The organism is Duganella guangzhouensis (assembly GCF_009674535.1).
GTDB classification, from domain to species: domain Bacteria; phylum Pseudomonadota; class Gammaproteobacteria; order Burkholderiales; family Burkholderiaceae_D; genus Rugamonas; species Rugamonas guangzhouensis.
The window spans coordinates 43,792-64,720 of record NZ_WKJK01000014.1; the positions used below are offsets into that span (position 1 = coordinate 43,792).

14 protein-coding genes and 1 tRNA gene are annotated in these 20,929 nt (G+C 65.2%); 8 read left to right on the forward strand and 7 right to left on the reverse strand.

Translation table 11 applies throughout. The annotated features are described in order from the left end of the window. The first annotated feature begins 2 nt into the window (after positions 1–2). The 8 genes from GJ699_RS23700 to GJ699_RS23735 all read left to right on the forward strand — a co-directional run bounded on the left by GJ699_RS23700 (position 3) and on the right by GJ699_RS23735 (position 12,541). On the forward strand, positions 3–4,931 hold the full coding sequence (locus tag GJ699_RS23700) for a two-component regulator propeller domain-containing protein (RefSeq protein WP_154380987.1): 4,929 nt from the start codon (positions 3–5) through the stop codon (positions 4,929–4,931). Positions 4,932–5,008: 77 nt separating this feature from the next. Further along, positions 5,009–5,725, forward strand: a complete 717-nt coding sequence (locus tag GJ699_RS23705) for a response regulator (RefSeq protein ID WP_154380989.1) — start codon at positions 5,009–5,011, stop codon at positions 5,723–5,725. 84 nt (positions 5,726–5,809) lie between these two features. Beyond that, complete coding sequence (locus GJ699_RS23710; protein WP_154380991.1) at positions 5,810–7,429, forward strand: AMP-binding protein; 1,620 nt, start codon at positions 5,810–5,812, stop codon at positions 7,427–7,429. Between the two features lie 2 nt (positions 7,430–7,431). Further along, positions 7,432–9,732, forward strand: a complete 2,301-nt coding sequence (locus tag GJ699_RS23715; RefSeq protein WP_154380993.1) for a bifunctional salicylyl-CoA 5-hydroxylase/oxidoreductase — start codon at positions 7,432–7,434, stop codon at positions 9,730–9,732. After that, positions 9,722–10,210 carry a MarR family winged helix-turn-helix transcriptional regulator gene (locus tag GJ699_RS23720; protein WP_154380995.1) on the forward strand — a complete coding sequence of 163 codons (489 nt, stop codon included), beginning with the start codon at positions 9,722–9,724 and terminating at the stop codon, positions 10,208–10,210. The genes GJ699_RS23715 and GJ699_RS23720 overlap by 11 nt, the downstream gene beginning before the upstream one ends. After that, positions 10,207–11,007 (forward strand): enoyl-CoA hydratase family protein, encoded by an 801-nt coding sequence (locus GJ699_RS23725; RefSeq protein WP_154380997.1) that lies wholly within the window; start codon positions 10,207–10,209, stop codon positions 11,005–11,007. Before GJ699_RS23720 ends, GJ699_RS23725 begins: the two co-directional genes overlap by 4 nt. Further along, positions 11,007–12,149, forward strand: a complete 1,143-nt coding sequence (locus GJ699_RS23730; protein ID WP_154380999.1) for an acyl-CoA dehydrogenase family protein — start codon at positions 11,007–11,009, stop codon at positions 12,147–12,149. The genes GJ699_RS23725 and GJ699_RS23730 overlap by 1 nt, the downstream gene beginning before the upstream one ends. Beyond that, entirely contained in the window at positions 12,149–12,541 is a 393-nt protein-coding gene (locus GJ699_RS23735) for a RidA family protein (RefSeq protein ID WP_154381195.1), read from the forward strand. The genes GJ699_RS23730 and GJ699_RS23735 overlap by 1 nt, the downstream gene beginning before the upstream one ends. A gap of 20 nt (positions 12,542–12,561) precedes the next feature. Here the strand turns inward: GJ699_RS23735 and GJ699_RS23740 are convergent, their stop codons facing one another. The 7 genes from GJ699_RS23740 to GJ699_RS23770 form a co-directional block, all read right to left on the reverse strand. Then, positions 12,562–13,992: a DUF1501 domain-containing protein gene (locus GJ699_RS23740; protein ID WP_154381001.1), complete on the reverse strand. Its 1,431-nt coding sequence runs from the start codon at positions 13,990–13,992 to the stop codon at positions 12,562–12,564. A gap of 10 nt (positions 13,993–14,002) precedes the next feature. After that, the gene (locus GJ699_RS23745; RefSeq protein ID WP_154381003.1) at positions 14,003–15,724 is read right to left on the reverse strand and encodes a DUF1800 domain-containing protein; all 1,722 of its coding nucleotides are present in this window, start codon (positions 15,722–15,724) and stop codon (positions 14,003–14,005) included. Between the two features lie 294 nt (positions 15,725–16,018). Beyond that, positions 16,019–16,759 (reverse strand): PEP-CTERM sorting domain-containing protein, encoded by a 741-nt coding sequence (locus GJ699_RS23750; RefSeq protein ID WP_154381005.1) that lies wholly within the window; start codon positions 16,757–16,759, stop codon positions 16,019–16,021. A 127-nt stretch (positions 16,760–16,886) separates the two neighbouring features. Further along, positions 16,887–16,961, reverse strand: a tRNA-Arg gene (locus tag GJ699_RS23755). A gap of 49 nt (positions 16,962–17,010) precedes the next feature. Next, on the reverse strand, positions 17,011–18,486 hold the full coding sequence (locus GJ699_RS23760; RefSeq protein ID WP_154381007.1) for a UbiA family prenyltransferase: 1,476 nt from the start codon (positions 18,484–18,486) through the stop codon (positions 17,011–17,013). A 15-nt stretch (positions 18,487–18,501) separates the two neighbouring features. Further along, positions 18,502–20,055 (reverse strand): hypothetical protein, encoded by a 1,554-nt coding sequence (locus GJ699_RS23765; protein ID WP_154381009.1) that lies wholly within the window; start codon positions 20,053–20,055, stop codon positions 18,502–18,504. A 112-nt stretch (positions 20,056–20,167) separates the two neighbouring features. Next, complete coding sequence (locus GJ699_RS23770) at positions 20,168–20,890, reverse strand: hypothetical protein (protein ID WP_154381011.1); 723 nt, start codon at positions 20,888–20,890, stop codon at positions 20,168–20,170. Between the last annotated feature and the right edge of the window lie 39 nt (positions 20,891–20,929).

Here is a 20,929-nt window from a genome sequence, read left to right on the forward strand (position 1 = left end):
CGATGTCGCGCCTGATACGTCTTTGCCGGCGATGGTTGGCGCCGGTTCTGTTGTTGTGGTGCGCGGTGGCGCTGGCCGGCGCGCCACCGCGCACGCTGCGCTTCGAGCAGCTGAGCGTGGAGCACGGGCTGGCGCAGGAAACCGTGCTGGCCATCGCTCAGGACAAGCAGGGCTTCATCTGGCTCGGCACCCAGGCCGGCCTGACGCGCTTCGACGGCTATCGCACCGTCACCTACAAGAGCGCGGTGTCCGACCCGCGCAGCCTGGTCGACAACTGGGTGCGGGTGCTGCACCTGGACCGCTCCGGCCAGCTGTGGGTGGGCACCGACGGCGGCCTCGATCGCTACGACTCGTCAACCCGCACCTTCACCCACTTCCTGCCGCGCGAATCGGCGCAGCGCGGCAACGGCAACCGCCACGTGCGCGCCATTGAGGACGATGGACTGGGCGGACTGTGGATCGCCAGCGCCGACGGCCTGCATCACTTCGACCCGGTCAGCAAGCGCTTCATCAGCTGGCACCACGACGCCGCCGATGCAGGCAGCCTGTCCAACGACCATGTCAACGCGCTGGCGCGCGACGCCGCCGGCCGGCTGTGGGTCGGTACCGCCTCCGGCCTCGACATGCTGCCGCCCGGCGCCACGCGCTTCCAGCACTACGCGGTGGACGCCAGCGGCAACAGCAAGTTCAACTCGGTCACCGCGCTGCAGGTGGATAGCGCGCAGACGCTGTGGGTCGGCACCCAGGGCGGTCTGGAACAATGGCGTTTGCTGGGCAGCGAGCCGCAGCGGCGCCGCCTGGGCGCGCGCGAAGGGCTCAATCCCGGCGCCAATATCACCACGCTGTACGAGGATAGCGAAGCCAATCTGTGGGTCGGTTCGGTGGCCGATGGCTTGTTCCGCTGGATGCCGGCGGAAGAACGCATGGTGGCATATCGCCATCAGGTCAGCGATACCCACAGCATCGCGGACAACCAGGTGTCGGCGCTGTTCCGCGACCGTGTCGGCACCTTCTGGGTCGGCACCTGGAACGATGGCGTCAGCCGGGTCGACATGGGCAGCGGCGGCTTTGCGCGCATCGTGCGCCAGGCCGACGTGCCCAATACCCTGTCCGACAACAAGATCCGCTCCATCGTCGCCGATGGCCATGGCAAACTGTGGCTGGGCAGCGGCGCCGGCCTGAATCTGTATGACCCGGTCAGCGGCGACAGCAAGGTGTGGCGCCACGATGCGCAAAACGCCAACAGCATCAGCGACGATCAGGTGTCGACGCTGTGGCGCGAGAAGAACGGCAATCTGTGGATCGGTGGCCAGGCCGGCGTCAATTACCTCAACCTGGCCACTGGCGCGATCCGCGCGATTTCCTTTGTGCGCGGCGATCCGGCCAGCGACACCATCCGCAACATCGTCGCTGACCGCAGCGGCATTCTGTGGATCGCCTCGCGCGGCGGCCTGCACCGGCTGGACCCGATCACGCTGCAGAGTTCCACCTTCCGCCACGATCCGTCCGATCCCGGCAGCCTGTCGGACAATGTAGTGCGGCCGATCCTGGAAGACCGTCGCGGCCAGCTGTGGATCGGCACCTTCAATGGCCTCGATCTGCTCGACCGCAAGAGCGGCAAGTTCCGCCACTTCCGCCGCGATCCCACCGACCCCTACAGCCTCAGTCACGACGAGGTGCACTACCTGTACGAAGACGCGCGCGGCGCGATCTGGGTCGGCACCGCGGCGGGCCTGAACAAGATGGAAGTGGCGGCCGACGGCAGCATCCGTTTCCGCCGCTACCTGCGCAAGGACGGCATCGCCGACGACGCCATCGCCTCGATCCTGCCGGACGACGCGGGCAATCTGTGGATCAGCACCAATAGCGGCCTGTCGCGCCTCAACGTGGAGACGGGGCTGGTGCGCAATTACAGCGGCGCCGATGGCACCATCGAAGGCGCTTACTTCGATGGCGCCGCGTTGCGCACCGCCGATGGCACGCTGTACTTCGGTGGCTTCAACGGCATCACCGCGTTCGCGCCGGCCGATGTGCGCGAAAACAGCGTGGCGCCAACCGTGGCCATCACCGACTTCCAGATCTTTAACAAGTCGCTCAAGCCGGGGCAGGGCGAACATCCGGACGTACTGAAGACCGCCATCGAACACACCGGCGCGCTGACGCTGACCGAGGCCGATTCGGTGTTCTCGCTGGAGTTCGCGGCGCTGCACTACGCGGCGCCGCAGCGCAACCGCTTCGCCTATCAGCTGCAGGGCTTTGACGAGGACTGGGTGGTGACCGATTCCACCAAGCGCTTTGCCACCTACACCAACCTCGATCCAGGCACCTATGTGTTCCGGGTCAAGGCCGCCAACAAGGACGGCATCTGGAACGACAACGCCGCCACGCTGGAGATCACGATCCAGCCGCCGTTCTGGAAGACCTGGTGGTTCCGCAGTCTGCTGGCGCTGATCGCCATGGGCGGCGCTTACGCCATCTACCACGCGCGGGTGCGCAATATGCGCCGCCAGCAAGTGCGACTGGAACAGCTGGTCGGCTCGCGCACGGCCGAGGTGGAGCACAAGAACCATCTGCTGCAGCAGCAGAAGCATGAACTGGAACGGCGCCGGCTGGAAGCCGAAGCGCAGCGCGCCGAGGCCGAGCAGCGCCGCATCGACACCGAGCGCCAGAAAGAGGAAGTGGAACAGGCGCACCGCAACATCTCGGTGCTGAGCGACCTGGGACGGGAAATGAGCGCCTCGCTGGACATGGAAACCACCATGCAGACGCTGTACCGCCACGTCAACCATCTGATGAACGCGCAGATTTTCGGCATCGGCTTCGTGCGCGAGGACGATGGCGTGATCGACTTTCCGTTCGCCATCGAAGGTGGGGTGCGCACCTTGCCCTATCAGCGCAGCTTGAACGAGCCGAATCAACTGGCGGTATGGTGCCTGAACCACCGCAAGCCGATCTTCATCAACGACTTCGTCAACGAGTACCGCGACTACATGGACGAATCCGGCCTGGCCTCGCTGGCGCCGTGCGTGCGCGAGGACGGCCTGCGTGCGCCGACCGCGCATTCGATGATGTACGCGCCGCTGATCGTCGGCGACAAGGTGGTGGGACTGCTGTCGGTGCAAAGCACGGAGCGCAACAGCTATCAGCGGGTGCACATGGACATGCTGCAGACGCTGGCCTCGCACGCCGCCGCCGGTCTGGAAAACGCGCGCGCCTACCAGCAACTGGAGGAAACCCTGCAAACGCTGCGCCAGACGCGCGACCAGCTGATGGCGCAGGAACGCCAGGTGCGGCTGCACACCGAGGAACTGGCGCTGGCCAACCGCGCCTTGCAGGACAACGAGGAACGGCTGCGCTACGCCAAGCAAAAGGCGGAAGACGCCACGCGTCAGAAATCCGAATTCCTGGCCAATATGAGTCACGAGATGCGTACCCCGCTGGCCGGCGTGATCGGCATGCTGGGCTTTGCGCTGCGCGATGCGCAGCTGACCGCCGGCACCCGCGAGCAGATTCTGCGCGGCCAGGCCAATGCGCAATCGCTGCTGTCGATCATTAACGATCTGCTGGACTTCTCCAAGATCGAAGCGGGCAAGCTGACCATCGAGAATATCGACTTCTCGTTGTCGGCGGCGGTGGAAAATGTGGTCAGCCTGTTCGAGGAGCAGGCGGCCGCGCACAGCGTCGGCTTCAGCCTGGAATTCGAAGACAACCTGCCGCAGTTCGTGGTTGGCGATCCGACCCGCTTGCGGCAGGTGCTGGTCAACCTGGTCGGCAATGCCTTCAAGTTCACGCAGCAGGGCGCGGTGCGCATGCGGGTGGAGCGGGTGCCGGACGACGGTATCGACAACCGCATCCGCTTCAGCGTGCAGGACACCGGCATCGGCATCGAAGCCGACGCCATTCCGCGCCTGTTCCAGCAGTTCGAACAGGCCGACGCCTCCACCACGCGCCGTTACGGCGGCACCGGCCTCGGTCTGGCGATCTGCCGCCAACTGGTGGAGCTGATGGGCGGCAGTATCAACGCTGTCAGCGTGCCGGGTGAGGGCAGCATCTTCATGTTCGAACTGCCGCTGCCTAACGGTGTGCCGCCGCCGGTGGTGCAGCATGTGCCGCGCGAGCCGCATAGTCATCAGCTGAAGGTGCTGTGCGCGGAAGACTTCCCGACCAACCAGATCATCATCCGCATGATGCTGGAAGACCTGGGTCACAAGGTCGACATCGCCGCCAACGGCGCGCTGGCGGTCAAGGCATGCGCGCTGACGCGCTACGACCTGATTCTGATGGACGGCCGCATGCCGGAAATGGACGGCGCCAGCGCCACGCGCCTGATCCGTTCTGGTGGCCCGGATGGCGCGCCGGTGCGCGACCAGGAGCTGATGATTATCGCGCTGACCGCCAACGCCAGCGAGGAAGACCGCAGCCGCTACCTGGCCTCGGGCATGGACGACTTCCTCACTAAGCCGATCGATGAAGACAAGCTGCACTTCCAGTTGAGCCGCGCGATCGAACGTCAGCTGCAGCGCGGCTTCCAGCTGCCGGTGATGCAGCCGCGCCGCAATCCGGCGCTGGGCACGCCGGAGCTGGACAGCATGTTCGGCGTGGCGCCGGCCGCGCTGGAGACGTCGCGCCTGGCGCAGCACAGCGGTGGTTCCAGCGACCTGAAGGCGCGCCTGCGTTCCGCCTTCAGCCAGGACGCGCCGGCCCGGCTGGCGGACCTGGAGCGCGCGCTGGCCGCGCGCGACCGCGACGACGCCAGCCGCCTGCTGCACGGCATGAAGGGCAGCGCCGGCTATCTGGAAGAGCAGGAACTGCAGGCGCTGTGCGGCGAGCTGGAAATCGAAGCGGATCACGGCAACTGGGCAGAAGTCGAGGCGGCCATGCCACAGCTGCGCCGCCTGCTGGCGCAAGCACGCGCGACTAGCACACTGTAAGGCGCATTCTTTTTGTCCAGGACGTTGAAAGTGGTAGTGATTGATGTAAGATCTTCAAAAAGGGCATAAGGAGCCACATGAAAGTTCTGGTTGTGGACGACGATGTCGTCTCACGCATGGTGTTGATGCACCTGATTGATAGCTGCGGCAGTTTCGACATCGTCGAAGCGGAAGACGGCGCCGACGCCTGGCAGCAGCTGGAGGATGGTTTGCGTCCCGCGATCTGCTTCTGCGATCTGCGCATGCCGCGCCTGTCCGGCATGGAGCTGCTGCAGCGCGTGAAGGCGCATGCGGAAATCAGCAGCATGCCGTTCGTGCTGGTCACCTCGGCCAACGACAAGGACACGGTGCAGGAAGCGACCACGCTGGGCACCGCCGGCTTCATCGTCAAGCCGTTCCAGGCGGAGCAGGTGCGGGTGCATCTGGTGGGTTTCCTCGATCAGGCGGCCAGCGGCTACGAACACCAGGCCGAGGCGCCGGCCGACACGCTGCGCCGGCTGGGCATCAACGCCGAGCGCCTGCTGGTCTACCTGAGCGGCTTCCAGAACCAGCTGACCGCCGCCGCCGGCGATATCGAAACCCTGCTGGCCAAGGGCGAGCAGCAGGATGCGCAGACGCGCATCGACCGGCTGCACGCGGGCTGCGTCACGCTTGGACTGCATGGCGCGGCCGCCGTGTTGAAGAACATCGCGCCGGGCCAGCTATCCAACGAGACAGTGCAGGCCGCGCTGTCGGACGTGGTGCGCGCCGTGATTCACCAGGCCGGATTGGTACGACAGGATACCGCCGCCTGAACTACTGCTTGATGTTGAGATAGTTTAAGCTTAAAGTATCTGCTTTGCGGCAGATATGCTGCGGCTATCATCCTCAAGGCGATCATGACCAGACCTCTCACCGCCAGCGCCTATACCGATCATTTCGCCCGTGGCCACCTGCCGCCGCGTGAGTTGTGGCCCGAGCTGCGTTTCGATCTGCCCGAGCTGCAATACCCGGAACGCCTGAATTGCGCCGACCTGCTGCTGGCCACCGGCGCGTCCGATCACCTGGCATTGCGCGGTGCGCAGCATAGCTGGACTTACGCGGAATTGCGCCAACAGGTCGACCGCATCGCTCATGTGCTGCGCGGACCGCTGCGGCTGGAGCCGGGCAACCGCGTGCTGCTGCGCGGCGCGAACACGCCGCTGATGGCGGCCTGCATCCTGGCGGTGATGAAGGCCGGCCTGATCGCCGTGCCCACCATGCCACTGCTGCGCGCGCGCGAACTGGGCGCCATCGCCAACAAGGCCGAGGTCAACGCGGTGCTGTGCGCCGACAATCTGCGCGAGGAGCTGGACAACGCCGAACTGCCGGCCGCAGCCCGCGCCCGCACGCTGTGGTTTGGCGGCTCCGGCGGTTCCGGCGGAGCGGGCTCGCTGGAAGCGCTGATGGCCGAGCAGCCGGCGCGGTTCGACGCGCTGGATACGGCGGCGGATGACGTTTGCCTGATCGGCTTCACCTCCGGCACCACCGGCATCGCAAAAGGCACCATGCACTTCCATCGCGACGTGATGGCGATCTGCGACTGCTTCCCGCGCTCGGTGCTGCAATCGGAGCGGAGCGACATCTTTATCGGCACGCCGCCGCTGGCGTTCACCTTTGGCCTGGGCGGTCTGCTGCTGTTCCCGTTGCGCGTGGGCGCCACCGCTGTGCTGCTGGAGAAGCTGACGCCGGAAACGCTGATCAAGGCGATAGAAACCTACCGCGCCACCGTGTGCTTCACCGCGCCCACCGCGTACCGGCAGATGGCCGCGCTGGCGGCGCAGCACGACCTGTCGACGCTGAAGAAAACCGTCTCCGCCGGCGAAGCGCTGCCGGCCGCCACGCGCGAACTGTGGCGCCAGGCCACCGGCATTCAGATGATAGACGGCATAGGCGCGACCGAACTGCTGCACATCTTCATTTCCGCCGCCGGCGACCAGGTGCGGCCGGGCGCCACCGGCAAGCCTATCCCGGGCTATCAGGCCTGCATCCTCGACTTCCAGGGCAAGCCGGTGGGACCGGGCGTGATCGGGCGGCTGGCGGTGAAAGGCCCGACCGGCTGCCGCTATCTGGCCGATGAACGCCAGCGCGACTATGTGCTCGATGGCTGGAACCTGACCGGCGACGCCTACGAAATGGACGCCGATGGCTATTTCTACTATCGTTCGCGCACCGACGACATGATCGTCTCGGCCGGCTACAACATCGCCGGGCCGGAAGTGGAGGACGCGTTGCTGCGCCATCCAGCGGTGGCGGAATGCGGCGTGATCGGCCGCGCCGACGAGCAGCGCGGGCAGATCGTCGAAGCGCATGTGGTGCTGCGTCCCGGTCATGCAGGCACGCCGGAGCTGGTGGCGCAATTGCAGGAATTCGTCAAAGGGCAGATCGCGCCGTACAAGTATCCGCGCGCGATCCGTTTTATCGAGGCTTTGCCGCGCACTGAAACCGGCAAGCTGCAACGCTTCAAACTGCGCAAATGAAGATGAACATCGTATGCATAGGCGGTGGCCCGGCCGGCCTGTACTTCGCGCTGCTGATGAAGCGGCAGAATCCCGCGTACCAGATCGTGGTGGTGGAGCGCAATCGTCCCTATGACACCTTCGGCTGGGGCGTGGTGTTCTCCGACCAGACGCTGGGCAATCTGGCCGAAGCCGATGCGCCGACCGCGCAGGCGATCGAAGCGGCGTTCAACCACTGGGACGATATCGATGTCTTCTTCAAGGGCGACAAGGTCACCTCGGGCGGTCATGGCTTCTGCGGCATCGGGCGCAAGCACCTGCTCAACATCCTGCAAATGCGTTGCGAGGAACTGGGCGTGCAACTGGTGTTTGAAACCGACGTCACTGACGACCAGGAGCTGGCCGAGCGCTACAACGCCGATCTGGTGATCGCATCCGACGGCTTGAACAGCCGCACCCGCGCGCGCTATGCGGACAGTTATCTGCCACAGATCGAGCCGCGTCATTGCCGCTTCGTGTGGCTGGGCACGCGCAAGAAGTTCGACGCCTTCACCTTCGTTTTCAAACAGACGGAGCATGGCTGGTTCCAGGCCCACATCTACCAGTACGACGCCGACACCTCCACCTTCATCGTCGAGACGCCGGAAGAGGTGTGGCGCGCGCACGGGCTGGCGGACATGAGCCAGGAAGAAGCTATCGCCTTCTGCGAGCATCTGTTTGCCGACCATCTGGATGGCTGTCGGCTGATGTCCAACGCCGCCCACCAGCGCGGCTCCGCCATGTGGATCACTTTCCCGCGCATCGTTTGCCAGCGCTGGGTACACTGGCACGATGCGGTGCCGGTGGTGCTGATGGGCGACGCCGCGCACAGCGCGCATTACTCTATCGGCTCCGGCACCAAGCTGGCGCTGGAAGACGCGATCGAGCTGGCGCGCTGCTTCGGGCGCCATCGCCATGCGCGCGAAGCGCTGGCCGATTACGAGGCGGCGCGCGCGGTAGAAGTTCTCAAACTGCAGAACGCCGCCCGCAATTCGATGGAATGGTTTGAGAACGTAGAGCGCTACAGCGCAATGGAGGCGCCGCAGTTTGCCTACTCGATGCTGACGCGCAGCCAGCGCCTGTCGCACGAAAACCTGCGCCTGCGCGATGCCGCCTACGTGGACGATTACGAGCGCTGGTTCGCGCAACGCGCCGCCGCGCAAGCCGGGGTGGCGGCGCCCGCCAGCACCACGCCACCGATGTTCACGCCTCATAAAGTGCGCGGCCTGACGCTGAAAAATCGTATCCTCGTATCACCGATGGCGCAGTACAGCGCGGTGGATGGCGTGGTGGGCGACTATCACCTGGCGCATCTGGGCGCGCGCGCGCTGGGCGGTGCGGCGCTGGTGTTTGCCGAGATGACGTGTGTGTCGGCCGATGCGCGCATCACGCCATACTGCCCCGGCATGTATGCACCGGAGCATACGCAGGCATGGAAACGCATCGTCGATTTCGTTCATCAGCACAGCGATGCGGCGATCGCGCTGCAATTGGGGCACGCCGGCGCCAAGGGTTCCACGCGCGCCATGTGGGACGGCATCGACCAGCCGCTGGAGCGGGACAACTGGCCGCTGGTGTCTGCCTCGGCGCAGCAGTATCTGAGCGGCGTGTCGCAGACCGCGCGCGCGATGACGACGGCCGACATGGACCGCGTGCAGGCCGACTTCGTGCGCGCCACACTGGCCGCCAACGAAGCGGGCTTCGACTGGCTGGAGCTGCACTGTGCGCATGGCTATCTGCTGTCGTCCTTCATTTCGCCGCTGACCAACCAGCGCGGGGATGAATACGGCGGCAGCCTGGAAAACCGCTGCCGCTTCCCGTTGCGCGTGTTCGCGGCGATGCGCGCCTCGTGGCCATCGCACAAGCCGATGAGCGTGCGCATCTCGGCGCATGACTGGGTGGAGGGCGGCATCACGCCGGACGACGCGGTGCGCATCGCGCGCCTGTTCAAGGCGGTGGGCGCGGACATGATCGACTGCTCGTCGGGACAGGTGAGCAAACAGGAAAAGCCGGTGTACGGGCGCATGTTCCAGACGCCGTTCGCGGACCGCATCCGCAACGAGGCCGGCATCGGCGCAATCGCAGTCGGTTCGATTTACGAGGCCGATCACGTCAACGGCATCATCGCCGCCGGCCGTGCCGATTTGTGCGCGGTGGGGCGTCCGCATCTGGCCAATCCGGCGTGGACGCTGGCGGAAGCGGCGCGCATCGGCTATAAGGCCGTGACGTGGCCCAAGCAGTACCTGGCAGGAAAACATCAATTGGAAAGAAATCATGGAAGATGAAGAACAACTCGACCTCGCCAGCAGGCTGACGCAGGATCACCACCAGTCGCTTAAACTGTGGCTGCGCATGCTGTCGTGCACCGTCAAGATCGAAAACGAAATCCGCACCCGCCTGCGTGCCACCTTCGGCATCACGCTGCCGCGCTTCGACTTGATGGCGCAGCTGGAACGCTACCCGCAAGGGTTGCGCATGGGCGAGCTGTCGAAACGGATGATGGTCACCGGCGGTAATATCACCGGCATCACCGATCAGCTGGAACAGGAAAAGCTGGTGGTGCGCGTGGCCGATCCCAAGGATGGTCGTGCCTACAGCGTCAAGCTGACCGCGGCTGGCCGCAAGGCGTTTGCCATTATGGCGGCCACGCACGAGGAATGGATCGCAGAGCTGCTGCAGGACGTTTCCAGTAACGATAAGGCGCAGTTGATCGAGCTGCTGTCGCAAATGAAGAAACACCTGAACGCGGCGGATGAAAAATGAGTACGCAACCCCAACACTTTTTGTATGAAGTCCGCGACGGCGTCGCCACGCTGACGCTGAATCGCCCCGAACGCAAAAATCCGCTGACCTTTGCATCGTACGCCGAGTTGCGCGACCTGTTTCGCGCGCTGGCGGATGCAAACGATGTCAAGGCGGTGGTGCTGACTGGCGCCGGCGATAACTTCTGCTCCGGCGGCGACGTGCATGACATCATCGGTCCGCTGACCAAACTGGATATGCCAGGCCTGCTGGCCTTCACCCGCATGACCGGCGATCTGGTGAAAGCCATGCGCGCCTGCCCGCAGCCGATAGTCGCCGCGATCGATGGCGTGTGCGCCGGCGCCGGTGCGATGCTGGCGCTGGCGTCCGACATCCGCCTCGGCACCGCGCGCAGCAAGACTGCTTTTCTGTTCACCCGCGTCGGCCTGGCCGGCGCCGACATGGGGGCGTGCGCCTTGCTGCCGCGCGTGATTGGCCAGGGCCGCGCCTCGGAGCTGCTGTACACCGGCCGTTCGATGAACGGCGTCGAGGCCGAGCGCTGGGGGTTCTTCAACAGCGTGCACGAACCGGAAGCACTGTTGGAGGCGGCGCGCGCGTTCGCGCAAGGCCTGGCCAGCGGCCCGACTTTCGCGCACGGCATCACCAAGAAAATGCTGCAGCAGGAATGGAATATGGGCGTGGACGAGGCGATCGAAGCGGAAGCGCAGGCGCAGGCGATTTGCATGATGACGCAGGACTTCCATCGCGCCTACCACGCCTTCGTGGCGAAACAGAAACCGCAATTCGAAGGCAACTAATGAGCGACAAGACTTACCTCGACTGGCCGTTCTTCGCGCCGCATCACGCGCAGCTGGAGCAGGCGCTGGATGCCTGGGCCGCGCGGCACGTGGCGCATGACCACGGTCACGGCGGCGATGTCGACGCCGCCTGCCGCCAGCTGGTGCGCCAGTTGGGCGAGGGTGGCTGGCTGCATCATGCGGTCGGCGACAGCATCGATACCCGCGCCATTTGCCTGATCCGTGAAACGCTGGCGCGTCACAACGGCCTGGCCGATTTTGCGTTTGCCATGCAGGGGCTGGGCTCGGGCGCCATCAGCCTGTTTGGCAGCGAGCAGCAGCGCGCGGCCTGGCTGCCACTGGTGGCGCGCGGTGACGCGATTGCGGCGTTTGCGCTGTCCGAACCGCAGGCCGGTTCGGACGTCGCCGCTATGCAGTGCGCGGCGGTGCGCGATGGCGATGAGTATGTGCTCAATGGCGAAAAGACCTGGATTTCCAATGGCGGCATCGCCGACTTTTACGTGGTGTTTGCGCGCACCGGCGAGCAGCCTGGCGCGCGCGGCATCAGCGCCTTCATCATCGAGGCGGATGCGCCGGGCTTCACGATCGCGGAGCGCATCAATGTCATCGCTCCGCATCCGCTGGCGCGGCTGCGCTTCGATGGCTGCCGCATTCCGGCCGCGCAGCGCATCGGCGAGGCGGGGCAGGGCTTCAAGGTGGCGATGGCCACGCTGGACGTGTTCCGCACTTCAGTGGCCGCCGCCGCGCTGGGCTTCGCCCGGCGCGCGCTGGATGAGGCCATGCAGCGCGTCACGCAGCGCCAGATGTTCGGCCAGCGCTTGGCCGACTTCCAGCTGACCCAGGCCAAGCTGGCCGACATGGCGATCCATATCGACAGCGCGGCGCTGCTGACCTATCGCGCCGCCTGGCAGCGTGACCAGGGCCGCAAGGTGACCAAGGAAGCGGCCATGGCCAAGCTGCACGCCACCGAAAGCGCACAGCAGGTGATCGACGCCGCGCTGCAGCTGTTCGGCGGCCTGGGCGTGGTCAGCGGCCAGCCGGTGGAAAGCCTGTACCGCGAAATCCGCGCGCTGCGCATCTACGAGGGCGCGAGCGAAGTGCAGCAGCTGATCATCGCGCGCGAACTGTTGAAGGAGGCATGATGGAGATCTTGCAACCGCCAGGCTGGGCGCGGCCGCGCGGTTATGCCAACGGCGTGGCCGCCAGCGGCCGCATGGTGTTCGTCAGCGGCATGATCGGCTGGGACGGGCAGGGCGTGTTCCACACCGACGATTTCGCCGGCCAGACCCGTCAGGCGCTGCTCAACATCGTTGCCGTGCTGGCCGAGGCCGGCGCCCGGCCGGAGCACATCGTGCGCATGAGCTGGTACGTGGTCGACAAGCACGAATATGTGGCGGCCTACAAGGACATCGGCGTCGCCTACCGCGAGATCATCGGCAAGCACTATCCGGCCATGACGGCGGTGCAGGTGGCGGCGTTGGTCGAGGAGAGGGCGCGGGTGGAGATCGAGGTGACGGCGGTGTTGCCGGCCTGACCCCGATCCCGGCGCCGGCTTCAGGCCATGAAGCCCAGGTTGCGAGTGCTGAAGTTGAGGATATTCGGGAACACAGTGGGCAACTGGGCGGCGGTGACGCCAAACCAGGTCGCCAGCGTGGCGCCATACTGGTCGACCGAGGTGGTCGGCAAGAGTGCGCCGGAGCCGATATCCAGTTCATGCCCCAGCGTGGTCGGCGGGAAGGTGCCGTAGATGTCCTTGCCCTTGACGGCGCCGCCGATCACAAAGTGATGGGCACCCCATCCATGGTCGGTACCGTCGCCATTGCTGGAGAAGGTACGGCCAAAGTCGGAGGCGGTAAACAGCGTGACTTGCTTGCGCAAATCGACGCCCTGCAGGCTGGCAAGTATGGTGTCGAAGTACGCCACCGCGTGTGCCACCCGCGCCAGCAGGTCCGCTTGCAGGGTTTTCTGGTTGTCGTGGGTGTCGAAGCTGCCCAGGCTGACGTAGAACACCTGGCGTTTCACCCCCAGGTTGTCGCGGCCGGCGATCACGCGCGCCACGGTTTGCAGCTGGACCGCCAGCGGATTGACCGCGGCCACCTTGGTGTTGGGATTGATGTAGGTGCTCGGGTCGGGGACGCCGTTGGCGCCAGCCGGCGCGATCGCGCCGCCCAGGGTCGACTGCGCGGCCAGCGCGCGCCGCATCACGGCGGCATGCTCATTTTCGATCAGATTGCTGCTGGTGCCGGTCACGATCGCGCGCAGCGGATTGGCGCCGGGCGCCACGCCAAACAGGTCGCCATCCATATTCTGTACCGGCACCACGCCGGCGCTGCTGATCTGGTACTGGTTGATGGTGCGGCCGCTGAGGAACAAGGCATTGCCGCCGGCCGACACGCTGGCGAAGCTGGTACTGCTGTTCGAGGCCGCCAGCAGGTCGCCCATGCGGCCGCCCCAGCCAGAGCTGGCGCCTTCGGGCTGCGATGATTGCCACACCGCCTGCTGGTCGTTGTGCGAGAACAGCTTGGGCGGCAACACCGCCGTGCCGGCGACATACTGGGCTTTGGTGGTGGGCTGCACCAGCGTGCCCACGTTGGCAACGATGGCGGCGCGGCCCTGGTCGAACAATTGCTTGAGCGGTGACAGGCTGGGATGCAGCGCGAAGCTGCGGCCGGCCTGGCTGGTGGTCGGTACGATCGGCAGCACGCCGCCGCTCAGGCCCACCGACGGCAGCGCGATCGAACCGCCATCCGCAGTGATGCGGGCCTGGGTGTAGCCGGTCCACGAGCTGCTGTCGGTGGCCAGCACGGTGTTGGCGTGGTCGTTGCCGCCAGTCATAAACAAGCATACCAGTGCCTTGTAATCGCTGGCATCGGCGGCGGCGGCGGCGCTCATCGCCGCCAGATTCAGCGTAAAGGGGGTGACCGCGGCGCCGGTCAGTCCCAGCAGGGAACCCATGAAGCGGCGACGGGAGTGCAGAGTCGTCATGATTACATCCTCACTTTTGTACCAGATATTCGGGGGCGGCCATCGCCAGGAAAACCGCCAGATAAACGCGATTGCGCTTGGCCTTGGCAATCACCGTGCCATTCCAGGGCCGTGGATCCTCGATCACCACGCCATTGATGGCGCTGATGATCTGATTGCGCAACTGGGTCGACATGGCGCCGCCATACAGCAGCAGGTTGATGCGGTCGACCAGGGCTTCCGGCTGCAGGATCAAGGTGTTCTCGGTGGTGTAGTCGGGCTTGATGTCGTTATAGCGACCGAAACCGTATTGCACCGTGTATTGCATGAAGTTCAGGTAACCCACCACTTCCGGCTCCGAGGTGATCTGCATTTCGGGCGCCACCATGCCGGCCGACGCCAGCGCGCTGTTGGGCGGGGTGTACGAAGGGCGATAGAAATTGAACACCGAGGCTGGCCGCATGGTGGTCTGGCCCAGGTTGGTCAACACGTCTTCCATCGGCTGGACCCGGAAATAGCCGGAATCGGACTTGGCGTTGAAGGCGCGCAGCCAGTTGGCCAGCCGCAGGATGGGTTCGCGCAGCTTGGCATTGCTGCCGACGCTGCGCGCCTCGCTATCCAGCAGAATGGCGCGGATCACCGCCTTCATATCGCCGCGCACGCCGCTGCCATTGTTGTTGAAGGCGGCCGCGACCCGGCTGACATAGGCCGGGCTCGGGTTACTGGTGACCAGGCGTTGAATCAGCTGGCGGCCGATGAACGGGCCGACGTTGGGGTGGTTGAACAGGGCATCGAGGGCCTGCTTGAGTTCATCCGCCGCGCTGCCGCCGCCGCTCAACGTGGTGCCGAGGAAGCTTTTCGACGCGCTGGAATGGTAGTTGCCGTAATTCTGCATCGGCGTCACGTCGGCGTTGGCATCGTACTTGGTGCCGTAAAAGCGCAGCACATCCTGGTCGGGGCCGGCCCAGCTCCAGCCGGTAAACACCTTGGCCAGCCCGGCCACGTCGTCATGGGTATAGGTTTCGATGGGCTTGCCGTTGCTGGTCTTGACGCTGCCGTCCTGGTTCAGTTGGTACAGGCCGATGGTCATCAGCTGCATCACTTCACGCGCAAAGTTTTCGTCGGGCAGGCGCTCTCCACTTTCTTTCTGGTTGTGGAGATAGGTCAGGTAGATGCCCATCATCGGATTAGTGGCGACCGCCTGCAGCAGGTCGCGGAAATTGCCGAACGCGTATTTGCCGAGCAAATCGTAATAGTTGGCGACACCGCGCGGATGGACGTAGACATTGCCATCGGCGAAAGAAACCACCATGATCTGCGACAGCGCAAACGCCATCCGCTGGCGCAACTGGTCCTCGCCGAGGCGCGCCTGGCGCCAGAACGATTCCAGGAATTGGTCCACCGAGATCGGGGTATAGGGCGGCATCGGCCTGCCGTCCAGCCAGGCCAGATGGGTGCTTTGCGGCAGCGTGAATTGTTGCTCGATCCAGGCTGGCGCGCCCATGGCGGCGGTGCTGTTGATGCTGTCGATGGTGGGGCCAAAGCTGGCCTGCATCAGGAAGCGCGACGCCTGGGCGGCGGTCATCGCCGGGCTGGCGACGGCGCTGCCCGATACTGTCTGGGCGGCAAGTTGGTTGCGGAGGGCGGTCGGGGCGGTGGCGGCGTTACTGGTGTCCGGGGCGTCGCCGCCACATGCGCTCAGCAGCAGTAGCAGGGACAGCCAGAATCGGGCCGGCAGGTCTCGTAAAGTCATTTCTTCGGGCTCAAGAATTGATAACGGGACCGATTTTAGGGCGATGTGGCCTTGCGGAAAGAATTGAATTTAATGGCGCGCGGCAACATTGATAAATAGTAAGATAGTTGGCCGAAGTTGGCCGAAGTTGCGGCGAAAATGACTGAACTTTTCAGAATGAAAATAGATATTATTTTTCAGAAATGGGAATAAAGTGCAACAAAATATTGTAATTTTTTATTTGTCAAAACTTTATTTTGTTATTTTCCTATGGGGAATTTGCCTGCGGCCGGGCGGCCGCAGGCGGGAGGGCGCTCAGGCGGCGTGGCGGCGGCGCGCCAGCAGCCCCAGTGCGCCCAAGCCAGCCAGCAACATCGCATAGCTGGCCGGTTCCGGCACCGGTGGCGTTTCGCCCGGGAAGGCGGTCAGGAAGGTGTAGTTCACCGCCAGCAGGGTGGCATTCGAGCTGTCGGTTGGCAGCCCCTGCGCGTTGTCCAGGCTGAGCAGGAAACTGTTATCCAGCAGCAACGCCGACACCGCCACATCGGACTGGCCGTGGGTTTGCGTGGTCGGGAAGATCGACGAGCTGAAATCGCCCTGGTAGCTATAGCTGACGGCGTCCCAGTTGTAGTGCTGGCTGACGCCCGCAATCGAGCTGGTCTGGTTGCTGCCCCAGGTCAGGCTGCCGCCCACGTAGTTGGCGTAGTAGGCATCGACATTGTTTTCCGCATGGACCGAGGTGTAGGGCGTGACATCGAAATTGCCGATCAGGCTGGTGCTGACGTCGGCCTTCAGATTGAGGCCGCTGTGGGCGATCGCCACCACTTGCTGTGTGCCGCTGAGGCTGCCGTCAGCCGATAGTTGCAAGCCCAGCCGCAGCTCGTCACCCGAGACGGTGATGGAGCTGTAGACCGAGGCGTCATAATAGAAATCGATATTGGTGCCGCTGACCTTGGTCAGACCGGCCAGATTGACGGTGCCGCTGGGCGTGGCGTGGGCCAGGCTGCCGCTGCCGTACACCAGCAGGCCCAGCGCGATGGCGCGAATCATGTTCATTGCTTCCCTCCCTTTGCTGACTGGATAGTCAGGTGATAGTTTTCGCTTGCAATATTAGCATAATAAAATTGCAAACAAGGAGATCGAAACATGAATAAGTCGCGGGGCGGCCACAGCGGCGGCAGCGTGGTCCCCCCGACTGGAATCGAACCAGTATCCCACGCTTAGGAGGCATGTGCACTATCCATTGTGCTACGGGGAGGACGCGGCGCTGCGCATTATAACGGAGCCGGCGCGCGCCGGGTGGGAGTTTACGGGGCGGCTGCGGCGAGGCAGGCAATACCAAAGATGAGTCCGCCGATCAGCAGGCTTTGCCAGTCCTTGGCGGCAAACACCACCGGATCGTCGTGCATTTCGCCGCGGTGGGTTTTCAGCCAGACGCGGGTGATCCAGTAGGCCATCAGCGGGATCACCAGCCACAGCAACTGAGGCTGGCGATACAGCACCCGCACCTCGGGGCTGTTGATATACAGCGCCAACACCTGGATGGCGCTGAAGCCGCTGGCCGAGCCCAGCGCCAGCAAGACCGGCAAGTCGGCGGTCCGATAGCCGCGCCCGGCGGTTTTGCTTTGCGACTGGCTGAGCAGCAGTTGCAGTTCGGCGTAGCGCTTGACCAGCGCCAGGCTGAGGAAGATGAAGACCGAGAACGACAGCAACCAGAACGAGAGCTCGATGCCGGTGGCGGCGGCGCCCGCCAGGATCCGCAGCGTGTACAGGCCGGACAGCATCATGATGTCCACCACCACCTGGCGCTTGAGGCGGAACGAATAGACCAGCGTGCTGGCATAGTACAGCACCATCACCGCGGCAAAGCTGGGCGGCAGCAGCGCCAGCAGCGCGACCGCCAGGCCCAGGCTCAGCAGCATCAGCGCCACCCCCAGCGGGATCGGCAGCGCGCCCGAGGCGAAGGGGCGATTTTTCTTGCGGTGGTGGGCGCGGTCGGCGTCGATGTCGAGCAGATCGTTGAGTACATACACGCTGGAGGCGCACAGGCCAAAGCACAGGAACGCCTGCAGCGCCTGCATCAGCAGCGCATGCTGGTCCAGCGCGTGGCCCATCGCCAGCGGCACGAACACCAGCAGGTTCTTCAGCCATTGATGGGGGCGCAGCGATTTCAGCGCGGCACGCGCCAGCCGCTGCGGATGGGCGGCAATGATGTTGGCCGGGCCCAGCGCCTGGGCGCCGCGCACGACGCTGGCGGAGGCGTTGGCGACGGCGATGTGACCGGCGTCGCGCCACACCGGCAAGTCGTCGTGGCTGTTGCCCAGATACTCGTAACCACCCTGGCCAAACAAGCGGTTCAGTTCAGCCGCCTTGCGTTCGGCCGACAGGTTGCGGCCATCGGCGTGGTTGGTGGCCACCACCTGGTCGAACAGTTGCAGGTGGGCGGCGATCGCCTCGGCATAGGCCTGCGCGCTGGCGGTGGCCAGCACCACCCGGCGGCCCTGGCTGCGCTGGTTGCGCAGGTAGTCCAGCACTTGGGGGGTGTAGGGCAGCAGCGTGGCATCGATCGGCACCAGCGCCGCGATGCGTAACTTGGTGGCGGCCTTGCCGTGTGCGAGCAGCCAGAACGGCACCAGCAAGGCCTGCCAGAAGTGGTGTTTGAGCAGCAGCAGAAATGACTCGAACAACAGGTCGGTATAGATCAGGGTGCCGTCGCAGTCGACGCACAGCGGCATGGCCGCGAGGTCGACTGCGTGGGCGGGGGCGTTGGTGGCAGGTCGCATGCGGGAGCTCGTGGTTTAATGCGCAGGGGTAAAGGCGCGTGTGGCGGAGAGGGTGGTCTTGTCGTAGCGGCTCATAGTGGCGGCCTGGACATAGATCGGATAATCGGCCACCTCGGGCAGCGCCAGCATCAGCGCCAGCGCATCCTGCGGCCACTGGAAGCGCTTGTCGGTCACGTACAGGCGACGCTGGCCGGCGCTGAGCAGCCAGGCATCGAACGGTCCCAGCTTGACCGGCTGCAGGCGCAGCGCCGGATCGGCGGCCAGCAGCGCCGCCACCACGTATTCGCGGGTGTCGCCCATGAACACCAGGTGTTGCGGCGCGCTGGCGGCCAGGCGCTGGGCCTCGGCGCGGAAGTTGGCTTGCACCGCCTGGTTGGCGCGCTGGTCGAGTGGGAACAGTCCCATCGGCACTTGCTGGGTGGCGCGGCGCACGCCGCCGCTGTCGTAGGCCCACTGGTAGCGGCCGACCACCACCGGCCGCACCGCCTCGGCCAGTCCCTGGTTAAGCAGCACCAGCAGCAGGCCCAGACCCAGCGCCCGCTGCAGGCTGCGCAACTGGTCGCGCCACAGCAGGCCGATCAGCATGAACAGCGCCAGCAGCGGAAACAGGAAGTGCCGCGCCGGCTGCGGATTGGGCAGCCAGAACAGCAGCGAGGGCAGCAGCAGCACCGCCAGCGCCAGCAAGATCAGTCGTGGTGGTGGCGGCGACCGGTGGCGCGCCAGGCGCAGCGCGCCGACGCCGATGGCCGCGATGGTGCCGAGGCCGAGCACCATGACAAACACCACCAGGCCGCGGCCGACCCGGTCGAGGGCGACAAATTTGTTGACAAAGCCCATCAGCGAGCCGCCGGCGCCGCCATGGTCGCTGACATAGGGCCGTTGCAAGACCAGGAATAGCGCAAACGCCAGCACCGGCAGCAGCAGCGCCCAGCCCAGCTCGCGCCAGCAGGCGCGCAGCGGCGCGCCGCGCGCCGCCCAGTACAGCGCCGGCATGAAGGGCAGCGCCAGCGCGATGTCGCCGCGCAGCGTCAGACTGCCGACCAGGCTGATCAGCGCCGCCGCCAGATACAGCGCGCGCTGTGCCGGCGCTGGCTGGTCCAGGCACTGCAGCAACAGCCAGCTGGACAGGAAATACAGCGCGCAAGCGCCGATGAAGGGGTGGCCCGACGCCAGGAACGGCATCACCAGCGGCGAGAACAGGAAGGTCAGGCTGACGAACAGTGCTGCCGGGCCCGGCAGTACCCGGCTCAGCAGCAGGCTCAGGCCCAGCGCGAACAGCAGCGCAAAGCCGAGCCCGACGTAATTGATGACCAGGGTGACGTGATCGGGCGAGCGCAGCTGCTCCGGCGGGATCAGCGCGTGCAGCAGTTCGTAAAAGCCAAAGCTGAACGGCATGCCGTACTGCAGCTCACCGGCGTTGGGCACCCCGGTGACGGCGGCATACACGATGCCCATCACCATGCTGCCCATGTCCGGTTCGCCGAAGGTGAGCCGGTAACCATACACTGCGGTCAGGGCGGCGGAGGCCAGGGCCAGCGCGGCGATCCACCACAAATTTCTTTGTTTCAATTTCTACTCCCCGTATCAAGGCTGGTAGGACGCATTTGTTGCAGTGCGATGGCAGAATACTACTATCAATTTCTACAACAATGATAGTAAATTTTTACTGTTGCACGGCGTCTTATTTCAGCATGCCCGCGGCATTCATGCGCTGATACAGGCGGCGCACGTCCACGGCCAGCACCAGGTCGTCAAATTCGCCGCCGGCGGCGCGGGGATCGTCGGTCGCGGCGCGGCTGAGGAAGTCGGCGCCCTGATTATTGTTGTACTGTTCGTCGCTGTTGGCCAGCCCGTCGTTGCCTTGCGCGATGCCGTAGACGCTGGTGCCCAGATTGCGGCCGCTGGACAGCAGCAGGGCGGCGGCGCACGGGGTGTCGACGCTGCAGTGCTCCTGGCCGGACTGCGGCACGACCGCGCCGCGGCGGTCACGGCCCAGCAGGCGGCGGTCGGCCACGGCCAGCACCGCCGTCACCGGGCTGGTGGTCATCGCGGGCGCCACGCTGTAACGCAGCAATTTCCCCCAGGCATCGCCTGCGGGCAGGCCCAGCGTCACCCACGGCAGATAGCCGCTGCAGGCGGCACCGTCGCTGCAAGCCTGCGCCGCTTCCTGGCCGTCCAGCGCCGACAGCGCCGGGCGCGGTAGCCGGCCATATTGCGCGGCAAACCCCAGCAGCGCCTCGCGCGCTTCGGCCAGCTGGGTCAGCGTCTGCTGCCGACGTTGCAGCTGGTTCGAGCGCTGGCCATAGGCCGCCATCAGCAGGCCGGCGCCGGCCAGGCCGAGCAACAGCAGCAGCAAGATTAAAGCGGCACCGCGCTGATCGCGGCGGCGGGCTGGGCGCGCCATGATTCTCCTGTCGGTAAGCCAGCTTGGACACCGGCATTG